Genomic DNA, 17,306 nt, shown 5'->3' on the forward strand with positions numbered 1-17,306 from the left:
GGAGGCGGTCTTATGAATGCGTGATAAGATTTTACAGACTCGGCAAATTGCAATAATAAAGGAATGTTATGTTTAAGGGGATCTGAGATTTTATAAGAATTGGGGAGGAAAAGGAAGGAATGAATATGGCCAATCATTTGAAGTTCCGCAACCGGAAGCTTGCTGGTTTCTTTTTTGCTTTTGTTTTGCTTTTATCCAGCGTGTTTGGCTGCATGCCGGCGCAAGCCGCCGCCCCGGCGCTTACCGTAGCTGAGGCGATCGCCAAGAACAATAGCGGAGAAACGGCTACAGTTGAAGGTTACATCGTTGGCGAAGTGTATAATTCCAAGCTTATTTTTTCGAATTTTCAGGATGACCTGAACGTTCTCATCGCGGATACTCCCGGTGAAACAAATAAAAGCAACCTGATCGATGTGCAGGTATCTGCAAGCTTCCGGCCTGCGATCGGGCTGAAATCCAACCCGTCCAATCTGGGCAAAAAGCTTCAAGTGACAGGCATGCTGACCGCTTATAGCGGGATGAATGGCGTTAAAAATCCGACTGCGATGAGCATATCGGGCGAATCCGGCGGAGGAGATCCCGGCAACGGCGGCGGAACGCCGGATCCGAATGATCCGGGCAGTGAAAATATCGGCGTTCCTACCACCCTTCCGGACGGTACAGGCAAAAAAGTGCTGTTCGATCAAAGCCATGCCCAAACCGCAGGAGCTGCCGATTGGGTCATTGACGGGGCTTTTTCCGATTTTGCGGACGGCCTGAGGAATGCGAAATTTCAGGTGGATGCACTGGAAAGAAAACTCCCGATGAATGCCCAGTCTTACGATACCCCAACCATTACGTTGGACAAGCTCAAGCAATATGATGTATTTATCATCGGCGAGGCGAATATTCCTTTTAAAACCTCCGAGCAGGATGCAATGCTGCAGTACGTCAAGGAAGGCGGCAGCATTTTCTTCATCTCGGACCATTATAACTCCGACCGGAACCTGAACCGCTGGGATTCCTCGGAAGTGATGAACGGCTACCGCCGCGGAGCTTTCGGAAATCCGTCCAAAGGCATGGCTTCGGAAGAAGCGGCTTCCGGCGCCATGAAAGATGTGACCAGCACGGATTGGCTCGGGCAAAACTTCGGCGTCCGTTTCCGCTACAATTCCATCGGCGACGTGACCAAGACGGATGCCGTAAAATATGATCAATCTTTTGGCATTACGGCCGGCGTCAACGATGTGGAGATGCACAGCGGATCGACGCTTGTCATTCTGGATCCGAAACGAGTTAAAGGCGTGGTGTATTTGCCGAAAAATGTTCCCGGTTGGAATAACGCCGTTGAGAACAGCGATAAGAAAAACTTCCCGAACGGCGGCGTTTATCAAAACGGCGGTATTGCCGAAGGGCCTTTCGCAGCCATTTCCAAGCTGGAAAAAGGCAAAGCCGCATTCATCGGCGATTCGTCCCCGGTTGAAGATGCCAGCCCAGCTTATGTCCGCGAGGACAATGGCAGCAAGAAAAAAACCTATGACGGATTCAAGGGTGAAGGGCAGAATGGCGTATTTCTTGTTCAAACCGTAGAATGGCTGGCTGTTCATGAGGATTATGCCACCTTCGAAAACAAAGGGATTACGATGGATGCGCCTACGCCGCTGCTCGGTGCCCTCGAGGAACCGACCACATCGGCGGAAATCCCCGGAACGGAGCCTTGGACAACTCCGGCAGCGGGTTATAAATGGTATGATCCATCCACGTATAAAGCAGGTTCCTATGGTTCGGGCAAAGATGGCCCGGTTGTGACCATCCCGGATCTGACGACCATTGCAAGCGCCAGAACCGCCGCAGATAACAGCTACGTTACGGTTCAAGGGGTCATTACATCCGAACCCGGCATCTTCGGCGGATCAGGTTTTTACTTGCAGGACGGAACCGCAGGTATTTATGTCTACCCTGACAAAGCTGCGGGATACCATGTCGGCGACAAAATCAAAATCACCGCCCAGAAAACCGTATACAACTCCGAGGTAGAGTTGATGAGCGAAGTTCAGGTGGCCAAGCTTGACGACCAGGCCGACATTCCAGCCCCGAAACCTATCGTTCAAGACGCGGTGAATGCCGGTAATCAGGGGCAGCTCATAACGCTAAAAAACGCAACCGTACGGAATTATGCGACTATATCCGGCTCGCTGGAATTTGATCTGGTGAGCGGAAGCATAACCAATCATGTGCGCGTTGACAGCCGCACGGGGATTTCCGCGGATACGCTGAAGACGGCGTTCCCGGAAGGGACAAATGTCGATATTACAGGGATTTCTTCCATCTTTAAAAATAATTTTCAACTTAAACTGTTGAAACTCGCCGATATTCGCCCGGCAGGAACCGAGGCGGAAAATCATCCGCCTGTATTTACTGCCGTTGATCCGCAGACGGTGCAGGTCGGCTCGGCATTATCTTTTAAAGTACAAGCTGCGGATCCGGATCAGGACAATCTCGCGTACACGGCCGTTCAGCTTCCGGACGGGGCGAACTTCGACCCTGCGCAGCAAACCTTCTCCTGGACGCCGCAAAAGGAAGGAAACTACACGGCTTCTTTTAAGGTCGAAGACGGCAAGGGAGGCAGCGATACGCTGAACGTTAGCATTACCGTAACGGCAGCATCTGCAGGAGAAGACAATACGGGTACCCTGACCGGTCCTGCCACGGCTTATGCCGGAGCGCCCGTTGATCTGGCGGTTGGCGTAAGCAAGCTGACGTATCCGTTTACGGCATTGGATGTTACGATTCAGTACGATCCATCCAAAATCACGTTTGATACGGTGACCAATCAAGAGGGCAATCCGGTGCTTGCCGAAACTGCAGTAACCTCATCCAGAAACGGATTGAGCCTGCTGGCGGCGGGCGTCAAGCCGGATGCCGGACAGATCCGGCTTCTTATGGCGAGCACTGGCGAAGAACATGCGGTGAAAGACGGCGGCGAACTGTTTAAGCTGCATGGCAAGCTGAAAGCCGACGCCTCCGGTTATGCCGATCTATCCTTAGCTTCGTTTACGGTATCCTCTGACGGCTCTTCCCAGGAGCTCGGCACGGGTTCGGCCTCGGTTCGCATCCAGATCGCCGCGGCTGACCGCACCGCGCTGCTGGCGGCCATCCAGGATGCGCAAAAACTGGCCGACCAGGCTGTAACCGGAACGGAGCCGGGGCAATACCCGCCTGCGGCCAAAGCGGATCTGCTGGCGGCCATTCAAGCGGCGAATGCTGTTTATAACAATGCTTCAGCCACTCAGGAGCAGATCAACTCGGCGCTGGCCGCGTTGACCAAAGCCGTGAATACCTTCAGAAACTCGGTCATTCCGAACCCATCGGTGCCTGCCGATAAGTCTGCCTTGACCGCAGCGATTGCTGCCGCGCAGAATATTTATGATCATGCCGCCGCAGGCGACAAAATCGGCCAATATCCGGCTGCGGCCAAATCAGCTCTGCAATCCGCAATCCAGTCGGCCGTATCGGTGAACAACAGCTCATCCGTTTCGCAGTCGCAAGTGGATGCCGCTGTGTCTGCGCTGAACAGCGCCGTTTCGCTCTTCAAGTCCAAGCTGATCACGCTTGTTCCGGGAGCAGGCAAAATTTCCGTCCAAGACCTGTCCATCATCGCCAAATACTATGGCATCAAATCGACGGACAGCAATTGGAGCCGCGTAGCTTCCGCTGACCTCTTCAATGAAGGCGAAATTACGATCCGCTCACTGGCAGGCGTAGCCCAGATGATTATCGGAGACTGGTATAACAAATAAGGGAGCGGGCAGCGATCGAAAGAACATTTCACCCGGCTGCCTTCATCCTTAAACTGATTGCTTCAACTTATATACTGAAAATGAACGAATCGCAGGACGCAGCCATCCGGCTGTCTCCTGCGATTTGCAGTCTGAAAGGATGGATACTTTTGCTGAAGAAAATTACTGCCGTATTCGGATTGATGCTGGGTTTCATCTGGTTTGCTTCACAAGCGCAGGCTGCTGCCGAAGCGGCATCTTCCATTTCTTTAAAATCGGCTGTCAACGGACAGGAGATTACGGTGCTTGTGACCGGTAATGATCTGAAAGATCTGTACGCTTATGATTTGATCATTTCATATGATCCCGGCAAGCTGGTCTATCTAAGCGCCTCTTCAGGGGCAAGCGGTTTTGGAGTCGATCCGATCGTCAAAAACGGCAAAATCCGCATTGCCCATACCAAGGTCGGCAAAATAGCCGGAGACAACGGTACGAAAGAACTGGCTTCCATCAAATTTAAGAGGTTGGGGAGCGGCACAACATCCGTTTCGGTGCATGACGTCAAGCTCGTGGATTCCAAACTGAATGCAGCGGCGGCCGGCAAAGCGGAGCTTTCGATAGATAACGGCATAACTTCAACGACGGTTGCTTTAAAAGACATCGAGGGGCACTGGGCCAAAGATTCCATCCAGGAAGCTGTGCGTCAAGGCTGGGTTACGGGGTATGCCAATGGAACATTTCTGCCGAACAAAGAAGTGACGCGGACCGAGTTTGCGGCCATGCTGATTCGCGCTTTAGGAGAAAGCTCAGGCAGCTCGCAGCCGCTGAAGTTTACCGATGTGCAGCAAATTCCATCCTGGGCGCGTCCTTTTGTGGAAGCGGCGGTCAATCGCGGCATCATGAACGGCTATGCAAATGGATCCTTTGGGCCAGGCAAACTGATTACGCGGGCTGAAATGGCGGCAATGGCCATCCGCTCGCTAAATCCGGCGGAAGCTGTGAGAAATTCCGATCAACCAAGCTTTGCCGACAACAATCGGATTCCTGCTTGGGCCAAGCCGTATGCCGCAGCGGCGGAGCAAAAAGGAATCATGAAAGGAAGAATCGGCAACATGTTTGCGCCAAGCGAGCATGCAACACGCGCGGAAGCGGTCGTTGTTATTTTGGCTTTGCTGCAGCGGCAGTAGGTTCGATTGATTTTTTGGATAAGGTGGAAAAAAATCTTTATTGAAATCAACCGACACGAAAGCTATGATATATGCTATACTATTGTAAGTGACCATTGTGATGACTTTAACATCCGACGATGTGAAGCTAATGGTATAGTTTGTTTAACCAATACTAAAATTATGAATATGGATCTTCGGGGTATGGTGAAATTCCTGACCGGCGGTGAACGTCCTTGCTATAAGAGGGACGTCAAGCCCGCGACTCGCTGTTTTGTTTGCTCAAGGCGGCGACTGACCTGGTGCGATTCCAGGGCCGACGGTAAAGTCCGGATGGGAGAAGATCAAAGAAGTAGGTTTGTGCGAAATTTTTGTGATTTCGGCAGGCTTATTTGATCAACCCCCGTTATGTCGATTGATGTCGATGAGCGGGGGTTTTCCAATGTTGACTCCGTATTCAGGCAAGGGGATCAAGAAGATGGAAAACGTAAGCAGCAAATTCAAGTTAAGTTCCACAGGCAAGCAGGCGGACCGTTCGAGAACCGGCTTTTGGCTGGTAGTTCTCGGAGCGGCATTATGGGGAGCGGATCCGCTGTTCCGGATTATTTTGCTCAGGGAGCATATTACGCCGACGCAGATCGTTTTGCTCGAGCATATCATCATCGCGTTGTTTGTCGCGCCGGTTTTATGGAAACATCGATCTGAAATCAAAGGCCTGAAACTGCGCCATATCGGCGCACTGCTATTTCTGTCCTGGGGCGGCTCGGCAATAGCCACCATTCTATTTACTTTAGGCCTCACCCACGGGGATTTGAATGCCGTTCTGCTGCTGCAAAAACTTCAGCCGATTTTCGCCATTCTTATGGCACGCATGCTGTTGAAGGAACAGCTGCCGAAACAGTTCGGCTGGATGCTTATGGTGGCTTTGGCGGGCACTTATCTCCTCACGTTTGGATTTACGTTCCCGTTTGGCCATGTCAATGATTTTGTGAAAGTAGGAAGTCTGCTCTCCCTGGCCGCCGCGGCCCTCTGGGGCGGTTCTACAGTAATGGGGCGTTTGATGGTCGGCAAAATGGAATACGCGACCGTAACTTCCCTGCGATTTATTTTGGCGCTACCGCTTCTGATCGGCATTACGATCAACCAGGGTGATCCTTGGCAGTTCCCGACCGCGGCGGGACCGCTTGCCGCCGTATCCATCAATTTGCTGGGGCAGGCGTTGCTGCCTGGACTATTGAGCCTGCTCGTTTATTATAAAGGTTTGACTACGACGAAAGCTTCGGTAGCAACGCTGGCAGAGCTGAGTTTCCCGATGGTTGGGGTTCTTATGAATTGGCTGATCGCCGGTGAGGTAGTAACGATTGCCCAGCTCTGCGGATTTATGCTCATTTGGAGCGTATTGTTCATCATTTCGCGCCGGAGTGCAGATGCATCTTAATGTATACAAATGGCACAACCGTGTAAGAGCCCGCAGTACGCTGAAGCTGGTCTTAAATAGGTTCATGCTTATGCAAATATAGCCAAAGCTTCGCAAAAATATAAGGCTGTTTTCATGGCAGTTCATCTGCTGTGAAAGCGGCCTTTTTTGAAATATAGAGGATTTTGTAAAAATCCAAGGAACGACTTCAATCAGCAATATATAGAGCGAAACGGTTTAGTTATATTGTACCCGGGAGCGGTGGAATCGAATTTTGCAAAATCCCGCATTTTGCAAAATATAAGCTGTGTATATACTGGGAGAACTTCGATTCTGCATCTATTTTTTCATTATGAAATTGATTCAGGGCACAAGCTTTTTCAAACAGTTGACTCTTATGAAAAGTAAAAATGTTGCGAAAGTGCATCCTTTTCAGGGATTTTATCGCGTAAAATGAAAAATTGCTGCGAAAGTGCATCAATTTAATCGTGAATCGCCTGTTTATGCCTAAAAGTTAGGGGAAAGTTGCACTTTTGCAAGCTTCCTGACCATAAATACCTGGAACGTAAAAATAGTTGCACTTTTGCAAGCTTCCTGACCATAATTCAAACACTCGATATCTAGTATGAAATTGACTTCATTTGCAGCAATCCCGTTGCGGAGTGGGGTCATGGCGAAAAAAGATGCAAAATAGCAGCGTTCTCCTTATATTCAAGCTCTCGTTTTCCTCAAATCACTCTCTCACGTAGGGACCCTACACGGATAAAACTCATGGCTGGCCCCCCATTATTAAATTCCCCCCCTGGTTTAACACGCAATCATCGATTTATCGACAAAATATTTCAGTCATGTTTTACGCTGGAAGACATACATTTTTTAGGAGAAAGCGCTTGCAGAATACGTTTTAGAATTTCTTTAAGCGTTTTGATTGGAGTTGTGAATGTGATGAATGGGGGAATTCGCATGAAGCTGAAACTTGCTTCCAAGCCGCTGATCGCATTATTGATGGCAGTGGTTCTCATCGCAGGTTGCCAAACCGTGCAGCCGCCATCGGCTTCGGAAACGCCAAAAACGCAAGGCGACAACAAAACGCCGGAGGGCGGGACCAAGACAGAGCCTTCGAAAGAGCCGGCGGCCGAACCGGCAAAAGGAGATGCGAAAGAAACGCCAAGAAATGAAACGCTGTACATCAACGGACTGCAGTGGGGAGCGCCGACCAACTTCAACCTTTTAAGCGGAAATCCGGCATTTCCGATCAACTACGGCAGCTCCCGCGAGCTTGTGTATGAAACTCTTTTTATGATCAATGAGCTCGACGGCGCGCTTGAGCCTCTGCTTGGCACCAAGTATGAATGGAAAGACGATACGCTGCATGTGGAACTAAACAAGGATGCCAAATGGAGCGACGGCAAGCCGTTCACTTCGGAAGATGTCGCGTACACGTATCAGCTCGGCAAAAAATACGACATCAACTGGAGCAATTATTGGACGTATATTTCGGATGTCTCGGCCGATGGTCCAAACGCCGTCAACATCAAGCTGAACAAGGATAACCCGAATAAGCTGACGGTCCTTGACAGCATTGAGCTGATTCCGATGCTTCCGAAGCATATTTGGGAAGAGATCGAAAAGAAAGCGAACAACGACCTGACGGCTATCCGTAAGGAAATGAATGCGGATCCGGTCGGGACGGGTCCATACAAAATGTACTACTACAACGACCAGAAAATCACGATTGTCAGGGACGATAACTACTGGGGCAAATCCCTGTTTGGCAAGCTGCCTGCCCCGAAATATATCACGCATGTGATTTACAAGGATAACGCAGCCGGCGACCTGGCTTTCAAGAGCGGTCAGGTTGACGTGTCGCAGCAGTTTATTCCGCAGGTATGGAATATGTGGAAAGGCGGGGCGCCGATCAAAACCTATCTGAGGGATGCCCCGTATTATGTGCCTGGCTCCATGCCTTCCATTTTCTTCAATCTCTCCAAAAAAGGTCTCGATAACGCCGATGTGCGCCGTGCGATTGCCATGAGCATCGATTACAAAAAGATTTCGGATCTGGCGATGAGCGGTTATTCGGCACCGATGGAACCATCACTAACGCTCAATACCGACGCCGAATCGAAATATGTGGATAAAGAGGCGATCAAATCGCTGCAGTGGACGACCGACGTGAAAGCAGCCAATGAACTGCTGGATAAAATCGGAGCGGCAAAAGGCAAGGACGGCATCCGCGTGCTGAACGGCACCCGGCTTGGTCCATATGATGTGGAATGCCCTTATGGCTGGTCCGACTGGAATGCTGCGCTGGAAATCGTGGCGCAAAGCGCCAAAGCCGTCGGCATCGAAATCCGCACCAAATTCCCGGAAGCGCCTGTATGGAACAATGATCTGCAAACAGGCAAATTCGACATTATCATGAACACGCCTGCCGGCGGAGTCAATCCGAGCCAGCCTTGGAGCAGAGCGCATGACATCATGTATTCGAAACAAGTGCCGAAGATCGGCGAAATGGCATTCTGGAACTGGGGACGGTATAAAAATGACAAAGCCGACCAGATCCTTGACAAAATTCCTGCCATCTCCGATGAAGCGCAGTTGAAATCCCTGTACACCGAACTGACGAAAATCTGGCTGACGGACATTCCTTCGGTGCCGCTGATGTACCGGCCATGGGTATTCCATACCGTGAATGAATCCGTATGGAAGGGTTTCCCTATCGATGGGGACGGCAGCAACATTCCGCCGCAAATCGCCATGGACGGCGCGGGTATCCGGGCATTGTACCAAATTCACAATTGATGTTTTTTTGCAAAATGCTGAATTGATTGCTGACGGCCTGCATGAGGGAGGGGCGATCCTTCCGCCCCCTTATGCGGGCTCTCTTTTCACTGACTGCATCTTGATCCGGGCAAATTCGCCGACAGTTCGAAGGGGGGAGTCATTTGAACGCCTATTCGCGATATTTTGTCAAAAAGCTGTTTTGGTACTTGATGACGCTCGTGATCGCCATTGCGCTGAATTTTTTTCTGCCGCGCATGATTGAAGGCAATCCCGTCAGCCTGATCGTATCGCAAATGTCAAAGGGGATGACGGACAGCGACACGATCAAGCGCATCTATGAGACGTTTATGAAGGAGTTCGGCATCGACCAGCCGCTCGGCATGCAGTTTCTGATTTATATTAAAAAATTGTTCACCGGGGATTTGGGTACTTCCTTTGGGTTGTATCCGAAAAAAGTAACGGATATTTTGGCGTCCGCGGTGCCTTGGACCATCGGGCTGCAGCTCCCTGCGATTTTGGTCGGTTGGATTCTGGGTAACTTGCTTGGAGCGGTGGCTGCCTACAAAAAGGGCGTATTCGATAAGGTTATTTTTCCGGTGGCGCTGTTTATCAACTCGATTCCATTTTTCACGCTTGCGATTATTATGCTGTACTTGTTTGCCCTTACGCTTGGTTGGTTTCCGCTATCGGGAGGTTATGATTTTCAAATGGTGCCAAGCTTGAGCCTGGATTTTATCGGTTCGGTTATCCGGCATCACACGCTGCCGTTTCTGTCCATCGTGCTGGTCACCATTGGCGGGCAGGCGATCGGGATGCGCGAAATGTCCATTTACGAGCTGAACGCCGATTACGTCTTGTATGCAAAGCTGCTTGGCATCCGTGACGCGAAGATTGCCAGGTATGTGTTCCGCAATGCAATGCTGCCCCAAATCACCGGACTGGCCCTCTCCATCGGAACGATGGTAGGCGGTTCGCTGATCTGTGAAATCGTGTTTAGCTATCCGGGGCTTGGCACATGGATGTTCACGGCCATCCGCCAGCTGGATTATCCGCTCATCTCCGGCTGCACGCTGCTGATCGCCGTCACCGTACTTCTGGCCAATTTCACGATCGATATGATTTACGGCCTGATTGATCCGAGAATTAAAGCCGCGCAAATGGAGGAAGAGTGAGATGAAAAATTCCTTCGCTATTCTTCTGAAATCGCCGAAGTTCATGATCGGTGCCGTTTTGTTTCTGCTGATGCTCGCTCTGGTGCTGATCTACCCGCAAATCAACCGTAAGGATCCGTTGGAGATGATCGCTTTGGCTTTCCAGCCGCCGGATGCGAACTTATGGCTTGGCTCGGATAATTTCGGCCGCGATCTGTTTCTGGAATTGATGTACGGCATACAAACTTCGATCCGGGTCGGACTCATTGCCGGGGTGTTCGCCACGATCATTGGCCTTATCATGGGTCTTGCCTCCGGTTATATCGGCGGCATGATCGACAATATTTTGACGGCTGTTACCAATATTTTTATCGTCATTCCGTCCTTTGTCATCCTGATTCTCATCTCGGTCAGCATCAACTCGCGCAGCTCGCTTGTGACGGCGATCATCATCGGCATCACCAGCTGGCCTTGGACCGCAAGGGCCGTGAGGGCGCAGACCACCTCGCTCCGGAACCGGGACCATGTTCAGATCGCCAAAATTTCGGGCCACAGCACACCCAAAATCATTTTGTTCGAAATCCTTCCTTACATCGCGTCTTATGTCGTTATGGCCTTCGTACTGCAAACAGCGTCAGGTATTTTATCGGAGGCGTCGATTTCCATGTTAGGCCTGGGCCCGTACAATACGATTTCGCTTGGCATCATCATGAACTGGGCATTGGTGTTTGAAGCGCCGGTGGCCGGAGCCTGGTGGGCGTTTATTCCTGCGGCTTTGTCCATTGCGCTGATCACATTTTCCTTGTATATGATGAATACGGGCATGGATGAAATCTTTAATCCGAAGATAAGGAGCTGAGGTGATGGGCATGAATATTTTGGAAGTCAGCGGCCTGAAAACCTACTACAAAACCCGGCTCAAAGAAAAGGTATTTGCGGTGGACGGCGTCGATTTTGAGCTGGAGGAAGGAAAAACGCTCGGCATCGCCGGCGAGTCGGGATGCGGCAAGTCGACGTTGGCGCTCAGCCTGATGGGCTTCTATTTTCCGCCTTTGCATTACGGGAGCGGCTCCATCCGCATTTCCGGCAGCGACATCATGAAGCTGAGCAAGGAGCAGCTGCGCTCCAAGGTTTCCGGGAGAGAAATCGCGTATATCCCGCAGGCGGCGATGAATGCGCTGAATCCGACGCTGCGGATCATCCGGTTTCTCGAGGACATCATGAAGGAGCACCGTCCGGAGCTTACGAAAAAGCAGGTATGGGAGCTGGCGGCCGAACGATTTAAGACGCTCAATTTGCCTGAAAAGGTACTAAAATCGTATCCGAATGAACTGTCGGGCGGGATGAAGCAGCGGACCGTCATCGCCATTTCCACCATCTTGAATCCGAAAGTGCTTATTGCCGATGAGCCCACCTCCGCGCTGGATGTCACCTCGCAAAAGGCGGTCATCAAGCTGCTCAAGGATCTGCTGAACAAAAAGTATATCCGGTCGCTTGTTTTTATCACGCATGAGCTGCCGCTTTTGTACCATGTCACGGACGAAATTATGGTGATGTACGCAGGCGAAATTGTCGAACGGGGCACGGCGGCGCAGATGATTTTTGATCCGGTCCATCCTTATACGAAAAAATTGATGGGTTCGATTCTGGTGCCGGAAGAAGGCATGAAAGGACAGAAGCTGGCGGCCATTCCCGGCGCCCCGCCGAATTTGAAGCAGGTGCCGCCGGGCTGCCGTTTTGCGGAACGCTGTTCGTATGCGCGCGATAAATGCAAAGTCGGCAAGGTGCCTGTGCATGCGAACGGGAGCAATCTGTACCGGTGCCATTTCGATCCGGGGACGTTGAAGGGGTGGTATGCCAATGAGCAGTCGTGAGCCTTTGATTCGCGGCAGGGGCCTGACCAAGGAGTTCGGGATCGGCAGCCAAAAAACAACCGCCGTTGACGCCGTGGATTTTGATTTTCATAAAGGGGAAATCATTTCGATTGTAGGTGAGAGCGGCAGCGGCAAAACGACGCTGGCTAAAATGATAATGGGCCTGCTTAAGGAGTCGGGCGGGAGCATCGAATACAAGGGACAACCAAGGCGACTGAAGACACATAGCGACCGCAAACGGTATTGGAAAGATATCCAGGCTATTTTTCAGGATCCGTTTTCGTCCTTTAATCTTTTTTACCGGGTGGAAAAGCTGCTGATGGATTGTATCAGGCTGCAGGGGTTAAAGCTGAGCAAGGAGGAGCGGTCCCTGAAAATGCGTGAGGCTTGTTCCTTCGTAAATCTCAAATTTGAAGAACTGCACAATAAATATCCGTTTGAACTATCCGGAGGGCAGATGCAGCGGCTGATGATCGCGCGGATTTTTATGCTGCATCCGAAGGTGCTGATTGCCGACGAACCAACCTCGATGGTGGATGCCTGCTCGCGGTCGACGATTCTCGATATGCTGCTGAAGTTAAGGGACGAAAACGACATGACGATTGTCTTCATTACGCATGACGTAGGGCTGGCTTATTATGTGAGCGATACAATATATATTATGGAAAAGGGGGAAATTGTCGAGAGGGGCCCGGCGGAAGAGATCATACTGAATCCGCAGCACGCCTATACCCGCCAGCTGATCAACGACGTGCCCAAAATCCATTCAGCCTGGGATTTGGGATGAGGCGCACTGGCTTCAGACGTTTGAAGTGACGACGATAGATAACATAGTTAGTTTGGTAAACGGGGGAGCAACAGAGTTTTAAAGGCAGGCAAAAAAGCCGCTTCCGGTTGAGTATCCCGGGCGGCTTCTTTGTCGCGGTCTCTATTGTTCGCGGAGTCTGAATTGTTTTACGATGGATTGCAAATCTCTGGACAACGCTCTTAACTCCTCCGTTGAAGCAGAAATCGTCTGAACGGAAGCGAGCTGGGTTTCGGAGGCCGCTAGAACCTTCTGCACAGCTTCCGACGCTTCTTCGGCGATCGAAGCCATTTCCTCCGTAGACGCGGAAATCTCTTCCGTTCCCGCCGACATTTCTTCGGTTGATGCCGAGGTTTCCTGCATTTCGAAGGTAACCTTTTGCACCGATTCCACAATGGTTTCGAAAGTTTCGCCGGCTTTATCGACGATTTCCATTCCCGATAAAACGTCATTTTGCACCAGCTCCACGGATCTGGTCGTTTGCTGCATACGGCTTTGAACTTCCTTGATCAAGTTTGCGATCCGATTCGCGTAATCTCCGGTTTGCTCAGCCAATTTGCGCACCTCTGCAGCAACAACGGTGAATCCTCTGCCGCTCTCTCCCGCTCTGGCCGCTTCAATGGAAGCGTTCAGGGAAAGCAGGTTGGTCTGGTTGGCGATTTCGGCAATCACGTCGGAGATTTGCCCGACTTGTTCGGAGCTTTCATTTAACTGTTTCATGTCTTCGCCCGTCAATTTTACCGATTCATAAATAGCCTTCATTTGTTTTACGGCCTTGTCCAAAATGATGCTTCCTTGCTGAGCCGTATTGGAGGAATGACTTGACAGCTCGGTTGCGGTGGTTGCTTTATCTACAATGACTTCGATGCCATTAGCCAATTCTTCGAGCGCAACCGCATTTTCCTTGGAGGCGGTCTTTTGATCTCTGGAACCGGCTGCCACCTGCTCCATGGAAGCGGCAATTTGCTCGGAGGCGGCCGCGGTTTCTTTTACATGGTCGGCCACGAGGTTTGAGTTTTCATATAAAACCTGGGCTTGCTTGTTGACCGTGCTCATGATTGTGGATATGCCGTCGATCATTTGATTGAAATCTTTCGTTAACGTGCCGATTTCATCCTTCGACTCGTAAGTCCCGCGCTCGGTAAGATCTCCTTGCTCCGCTTTCATCATCAACCGCTGCATGTCCTTCAATGGATTGACGATCGCTTTGATCGTGATCAATCCCACAATCAGACTGGTCAATACCGATATCGTGCCTAAGATGATGTTTCGCATCAGTGAACTCTGGGCCATGGCGGCCGCGTCGTCCACTTCCTTCTGGGCCAGCTCCTGATTCCACTCAACCAGTTCGGTGAGCAGATTTTGCAGATTCAACCGTATTCCTCTTATCTTGTCGTTATAGAGGGCGTAGGCTTCATCGTTTTTATTTTGTGCCGCAAGGGCTTCTACGGCCTCTAGATGCTGCCGGTAAGGTTTTACCAATTCCATGTATTTGTTGAACAATTCTTTTTCTTTATTATTTGTGATGATGGCTGCATAGTTTTGCAATAATTTGTCGTTATCCACTTCAAAGCTTTTGATGCGTTCTACAATATTTGTATAATTTTCTGCTGCCAAGTCCATCATGGATTCAAAAATAGCGGTGTCCATGGAGCGGTTGTTCACCTGAATCTGTTTCAGCCAGATTATAGCTTGAAGATTGTGATGATAGATCGTATTGCTGCTTTGATTGATCTGATGGATGGAAATATACGAGAAGATAGAACTGCTAGCCATAAGCAATAAGCTGATTCCGACCAAAATATAAATTTTTATCGCTGTTTTTAAATTCTTAAATCGAAAAAATGAAGCCAATCTGGTTGTCTTATCCGGTTTCACCTTTCATCCCCCTGTAATCTTTTCTTTCAATCTTGCAAAGCCTATTCCACTTCTTATTAGGTTGGTTGCCTCCTTGCCCTATTTATTTATGAAGATTGGGTTGCGAAGCACTTTATACTTGCAGACTGCAAGGAGAAGTACTCTTATTATCTTTATCGACAAAGTTCGATATTAATTTTATTTTATTCAGCTTAAGAAATGGGTTAAATGTCGTAATATGATGATTATTAGCATATATTGGCGAATGCATGAGGATAGTTCTGCTGCCGGAGAGGAATTTATGGTCATTTGCAAGGGCAATAATCGAGAGGTTCGCAGCAAAAAAAGACAGAGCTTCAAGCAGCCCTGTCTGTATGGGATCATTAAGGTACCTGGTAGCGTCCGTTTTCGGTCACGACTCTAAACTTGGAGCCTTTTTGCTGAAGAACGGTGAGGTTGGTTCCTTCCGGTCCATACCATTCAACACCAAGCGCATAACCGGTTTTGCTGCGGGATACAAACAGGAGGCCGAAGTTTTCCGCACTAATCTCTCCGCCGTCATCCACGCGCCAGGTTGACTGCGAGTCATTGTTGCCGATGAAGTCTTCGAAGAGCAATAGATTTTTATCTGCAAGCACGAGGCTGGCCAGAGGTTTGCCGCCCCCTTTGGCAAATTCGACGAGGCCGATTTCAGCACCAGAGGCTGTGGTGGCGACCAGGCCATGGTTTACTACCTTCCGGTTTTTGGCTTTTTCGATGGCTTGAACCGTTTTGGAACTGAATTTGCCTTTATGGACCGTTTTGAGCGACAGGAAAGTATGGCCTTGGAATGCATTTTTTGTGGCGAGCAGGACGCTTGCATCGCTGCTCAGCTTGTTAGCGGCATTTTTAACTTTAAAAAGCTCGCCTTCATCGTTGATGAAATTGTTGGCGTTTTGTCTGCCGTTGCTTTTGCTGGACCTTGCTTGATGTTTAACGTAGCTCACGCCAAACTGCTTCCCGGGCGCGTAGATCACCGAGGTGAGCGTTTTGGGACTTGGATGGTTTTTGTCAGGGTCGCCGAGGAGTCCGAGAATTTTTTGGCCCGTTTGATCCGTATAACCGAACATCAGCTCATTTCCTTTCAGTTCTCCGGAATGTGCCGCGGATGGGGGACCCGAAGTTTTGGGAGCAGCCTGCGCTGCCGAAACCGTCGTGAAGGAGGCAAATACGGCTACGCTCAGCATCAAGCTTATCAAGCTGGGGGGAATTTGAAATTTCATGGTTTTCATCTCCTTTAATTAGCATTTACTGACACAGCGGATCATGATAATTAAACGAAAATATTTCCAAATTGTTGCGTGGTTTTGCGCGGGAAATAAGGAAAAAAGATGATTTGAGCAAATTATTTTTTCGTAGCGCTTTCAATTTTCATATTTACAGACCGGAATTTCTGAATTAGAATATATTTGGTTGTAAGTTGTATACAAGTATACTTGTAGTCATAATATATTTTGGAGGGCCAAATACATGATCAAACTGGGACTGATCGGTTTAGGTAAAATGGGCTTTAATCTTGCGCAAAATCTGTTGTCACGCGGTCATGAAACCGTTGTCTATGACGTGGATGCCGGGGCAAGTCAACGGCTTGCAGACCAAGGAGCCGAACCTGCGTCGACCTTGGCCGAACTGGTGAGCCGGCTTGAGGCGCCGCGGACGATCTGGATGATGGTTCCGGCCGGCGTGGTGGACCATGTGATCGGGGAACTGAAACCGCTGTTATCGGCAGGCGATGTGCTGATTGATGGCGGCAACTCTCATTTCAAGGAATCCGTCGCACGCGGGAAGATGCTTGAGAAAGCAGGGATTCATTACGTTGATGTCGGCACTTCGGGCGGAATATCCGGCGCTGCGTCAGGCGGATGTTTTATGATTGGCGGCAGCAGGGAAGTGTTTAAGGGAATCGAGCCGTTGTTTCAAGACATCGCCGTTCCGAAAGGATATCTATATGCTGGTCCGAGCGGCAGCGGCCATTTTTTGAAGATGGTTCACAATGGAATCGAATACGGCATGATGCAGGCTATTGCTGAAGGGTTCGAAATTTTGGAAAAAAGCGAGTTCGATTACGATTACGAAGAGGTTGCCCGCGTATGGTCAAACGGCTCGGTCATCCGCGGCTGGCTGATGGAACTTGCTGAAAGCGCCTTTGCGAAGGATGCGAAGCTGGATGGCATCAAAGGCGTTATGCACAGCTCCGGCGAAGGCAAATGGACGGTGGAAACCGCATTGGATCTCCAAGTCAGCGCCCCTGTAATTGCCATGTCGCTGTTAATGCGCTACCGATCGCTTGACGAGGATACATTCCACGGCAAGGTTGTCGCCGCGCTTCGCAATGAATTCGGCGGCCATAGCGTCGTAACCAGCGATTAAGGGCTGGAAGTTCTTTTGCATGAAGTTTGGGACGAAGCTGCACCGATGTGATAAAATCCTATGTAGCATACATAAAACGGGA

At 50.1% G+C, this 17,306-nt stretch carries 11 protein-coding genes and 1 riboswitch; of the genes, 9 read left to right on the forward strand and 2 right to left on the reverse strand.

Annotation, left to right across the window (positions count from 1 at the left end):
• Nucleotides 1-125 precede the first annotated feature (125 nt).
• The 8 genes from L6442_RS06830 to L6442_RS06865 all read left to right on the forward strand — a co-directional run bounded on the left by L6442_RS06830 (nucleotide 126) and on the right by L6442_RS06865 (nucleotide 12,940).
• The gene (locus tag L6442_RS06830; RefSeq protein WP_373871794.1) at nucleotides 126-3,779 is read left to right on the forward strand and encodes a DUF6359 domain-containing protein; all 3,654 of its coding nucleotides are present in this window, start codon (nucleotides 126-128) and stop codon (nucleotides 3,777-3,779) included.
• A gap of 149 nt (nucleotides 3,780-3,928) precedes the next feature.
• Entirely contained in the window at nucleotides 3,929-4,945 is a 1,017-nt protein-coding gene (locus tag L6442_RS06835) for an S-layer homology domain-containing protein (RefSeq protein ID WP_212977503.1), read from the forward strand.
• Between the two features lie 168 nt (nucleotides 4,946-5,113).
• Nucleotides 5,114-5,273: riboswitch (FMN riboswitch) on the forward strand.
• 129 nt (nucleotides 5,274-5,402) lie between these two features.
• Nucleotides 5,403-6,362 carry a DMT family transporter gene (locus L6442_RS06840; protein WP_212977680.1) on the forward strand — a complete coding sequence of 320 codons (960 nt, stop codon included), beginning with the start codon at nucleotides 5,403-5,405 and terminating at the stop codon, nucleotides 6,360-6,362.
• A gap of 942 nt (nucleotides 6,363-7,304) precedes the next feature.
• Nucleotides 7,305-9,146: an ABC transporter substrate-binding protein gene (locus tag L6442_RS06845; RefSeq protein WP_212977504.1), complete on the forward strand. Its 1,842-nt coding sequence runs from the start codon at nucleotides 7,305-7,307 to the stop codon at nucleotides 9,144-9,146.
• A 143-nt stretch (nucleotides 9,147-9,289) separates the two neighbouring features.
• Nucleotides 9,290-10,300, forward strand: coding sequence for an ABC transporter permease (locus tag L6442_RS06850; protein WP_194232677.1), 1,011 nt, complete (start codon nucleotides 9,290-9,292; stop codon nucleotides 10,298-10,300).
• 1 nt (nucleotide 10,301) lies between these two features.
• Nucleotides 10,302-11,138, forward strand: coding sequence for an ABC transporter permease (locus L6442_RS06855; protein WP_194232676.1), 837 nt, complete (start codon nucleotides 10,302-10,304; stop codon nucleotides 11,136-11,138).
• Between the two features lie 4 nt (nucleotides 11,139-11,142).
• Nucleotides 11,143-12,153, forward strand: coding sequence for an ABC transporter ATP-binding protein (locus L6442_RS06860; protein WP_212977505.1), 1,011 nt, complete (start codon nucleotides 11,143-11,145; stop codon nucleotides 12,151-12,153).
• Nucleotides 12,140-12,940: an ABC transporter ATP-binding protein gene (locus tag L6442_RS06865; protein ID WP_212977506.1), complete on the forward strand. Its 801-nt coding sequence runs from the start codon at nucleotides 12,140-12,142 to the stop codon at nucleotides 12,938-12,940. The genes L6442_RS06860 and L6442_RS06865 overlap by 14 nt, the downstream gene beginning before the upstream one ends.
• A 141-nt stretch (nucleotides 12,941-13,081) precedes the next feature.
• On the opposite strand, the gene L6442_RS06870 is transcribed toward L6442_RS06865, so the two are convergent.
• Together L6442_RS06870 and L6442_RS06875 are read right to left on the reverse strand one after the other, a co-directional pair.
• Nucleotides 13,082-14,836: a methyl-accepting chemotaxis protein gene (locus L6442_RS06870; RefSeq protein WP_237100256.1), complete on the reverse strand. Its 1,755-nt coding sequence runs from the start codon at nucleotides 14,834-14,836 to the stop codon at nucleotides 13,082-13,084.
• 362 nt (nucleotides 14,837-15,198) lie between these two features.
• Nucleotides 15,199-16,077 carry a hypothetical protein gene (locus tag L6442_RS06875; RefSeq protein ID WP_194232673.1) on the reverse strand — a complete coding sequence of 293 codons (879 nt, stop codon included), beginning with the start codon at nucleotides 16,075-16,077 and terminating at the stop codon, nucleotides 15,199-15,201.
• A 250-nt stretch (nucleotides 16,078-16,327) separates the two neighbouring features.
• Here L6442_RS06875 and gnd point away from each other — a divergent pair, with 250 nt between their 5' ends.
• A complete protein-coding gene (gnd, locus tag L6442_RS06880; RefSeq protein ID WP_212977681.1) occupies nucleotides 16,328-17,224 on the forward strand; it encodes a phosphogluconate dehydrogenase (NAD(+)-dependent, decarboxylating) in 897 nt (298 codons plus the stop codon).
• Nucleotides 17,225-17,306: the final 82 nt, after the last annotated feature.

The sequence above is a fragment of the Paenibacillus azoreducens genome (assembly GCF_021654775.1).
Classification (GTDB): domain Bacteria; phylum Bacillota; class Bacilli; order Paenibacillales; family Paenibacillaceae; genus Paenibacillus_AQ; species Paenibacillus_AQ azoreducens.

Bases quoted from the DNA above. Each gene is read 5' to 3' on its own strand.
- L6442_RS06865 (WP_212977506.1), top strand. From the start codon at position 12,140: ATGAGCAGTCGTGAGCCTTTGATTCGCGGCAGGGGCCTGACCAAGGAG.
- L6442_RS06830 (WP_373871794.1), top strand. From the start codon at position 126: ATGGCCAATCATTTGAAGTTCCGCAACCGGAAGCTTGCTGGTTTCTTT.
- L6442_RS06840 (WP_212977680.1), top strand. From the start codon at position 5,403: ATGGAAAACGTAAGCAGCAAATTCAAGTTAAGTTCCACAGGCAAGCAG.
- L6442_RS06855 (WP_194232676.1), top strand. From the start codon at position 10,302: ATGAAAAATTCCTTCGCTATTCTTCTGAAATCGCCGAAGTTCATGATC.
- L6442_RS06875 (WP_194232673.1), bottom strand. From the start codon at position 16,077: ATGAAATTTCAAATTCCCCCCAGCTTGATAAGCTTGATGCTGAGCGTA.
- L6442_RS06845 (WP_212977504.1), top strand. From the start codon at position 7,305: ATGAAGCTGAAACTTGCTTCCAAGCCGCTGATCGCATTATTGATGGCA.
- L6442_RS06860 (WP_212977505.1), top strand. From the start codon at position 11,143: ATGGGCATGAATATTTTGGAAGTCAGCGGCCTGAAAACCTACTACAAA.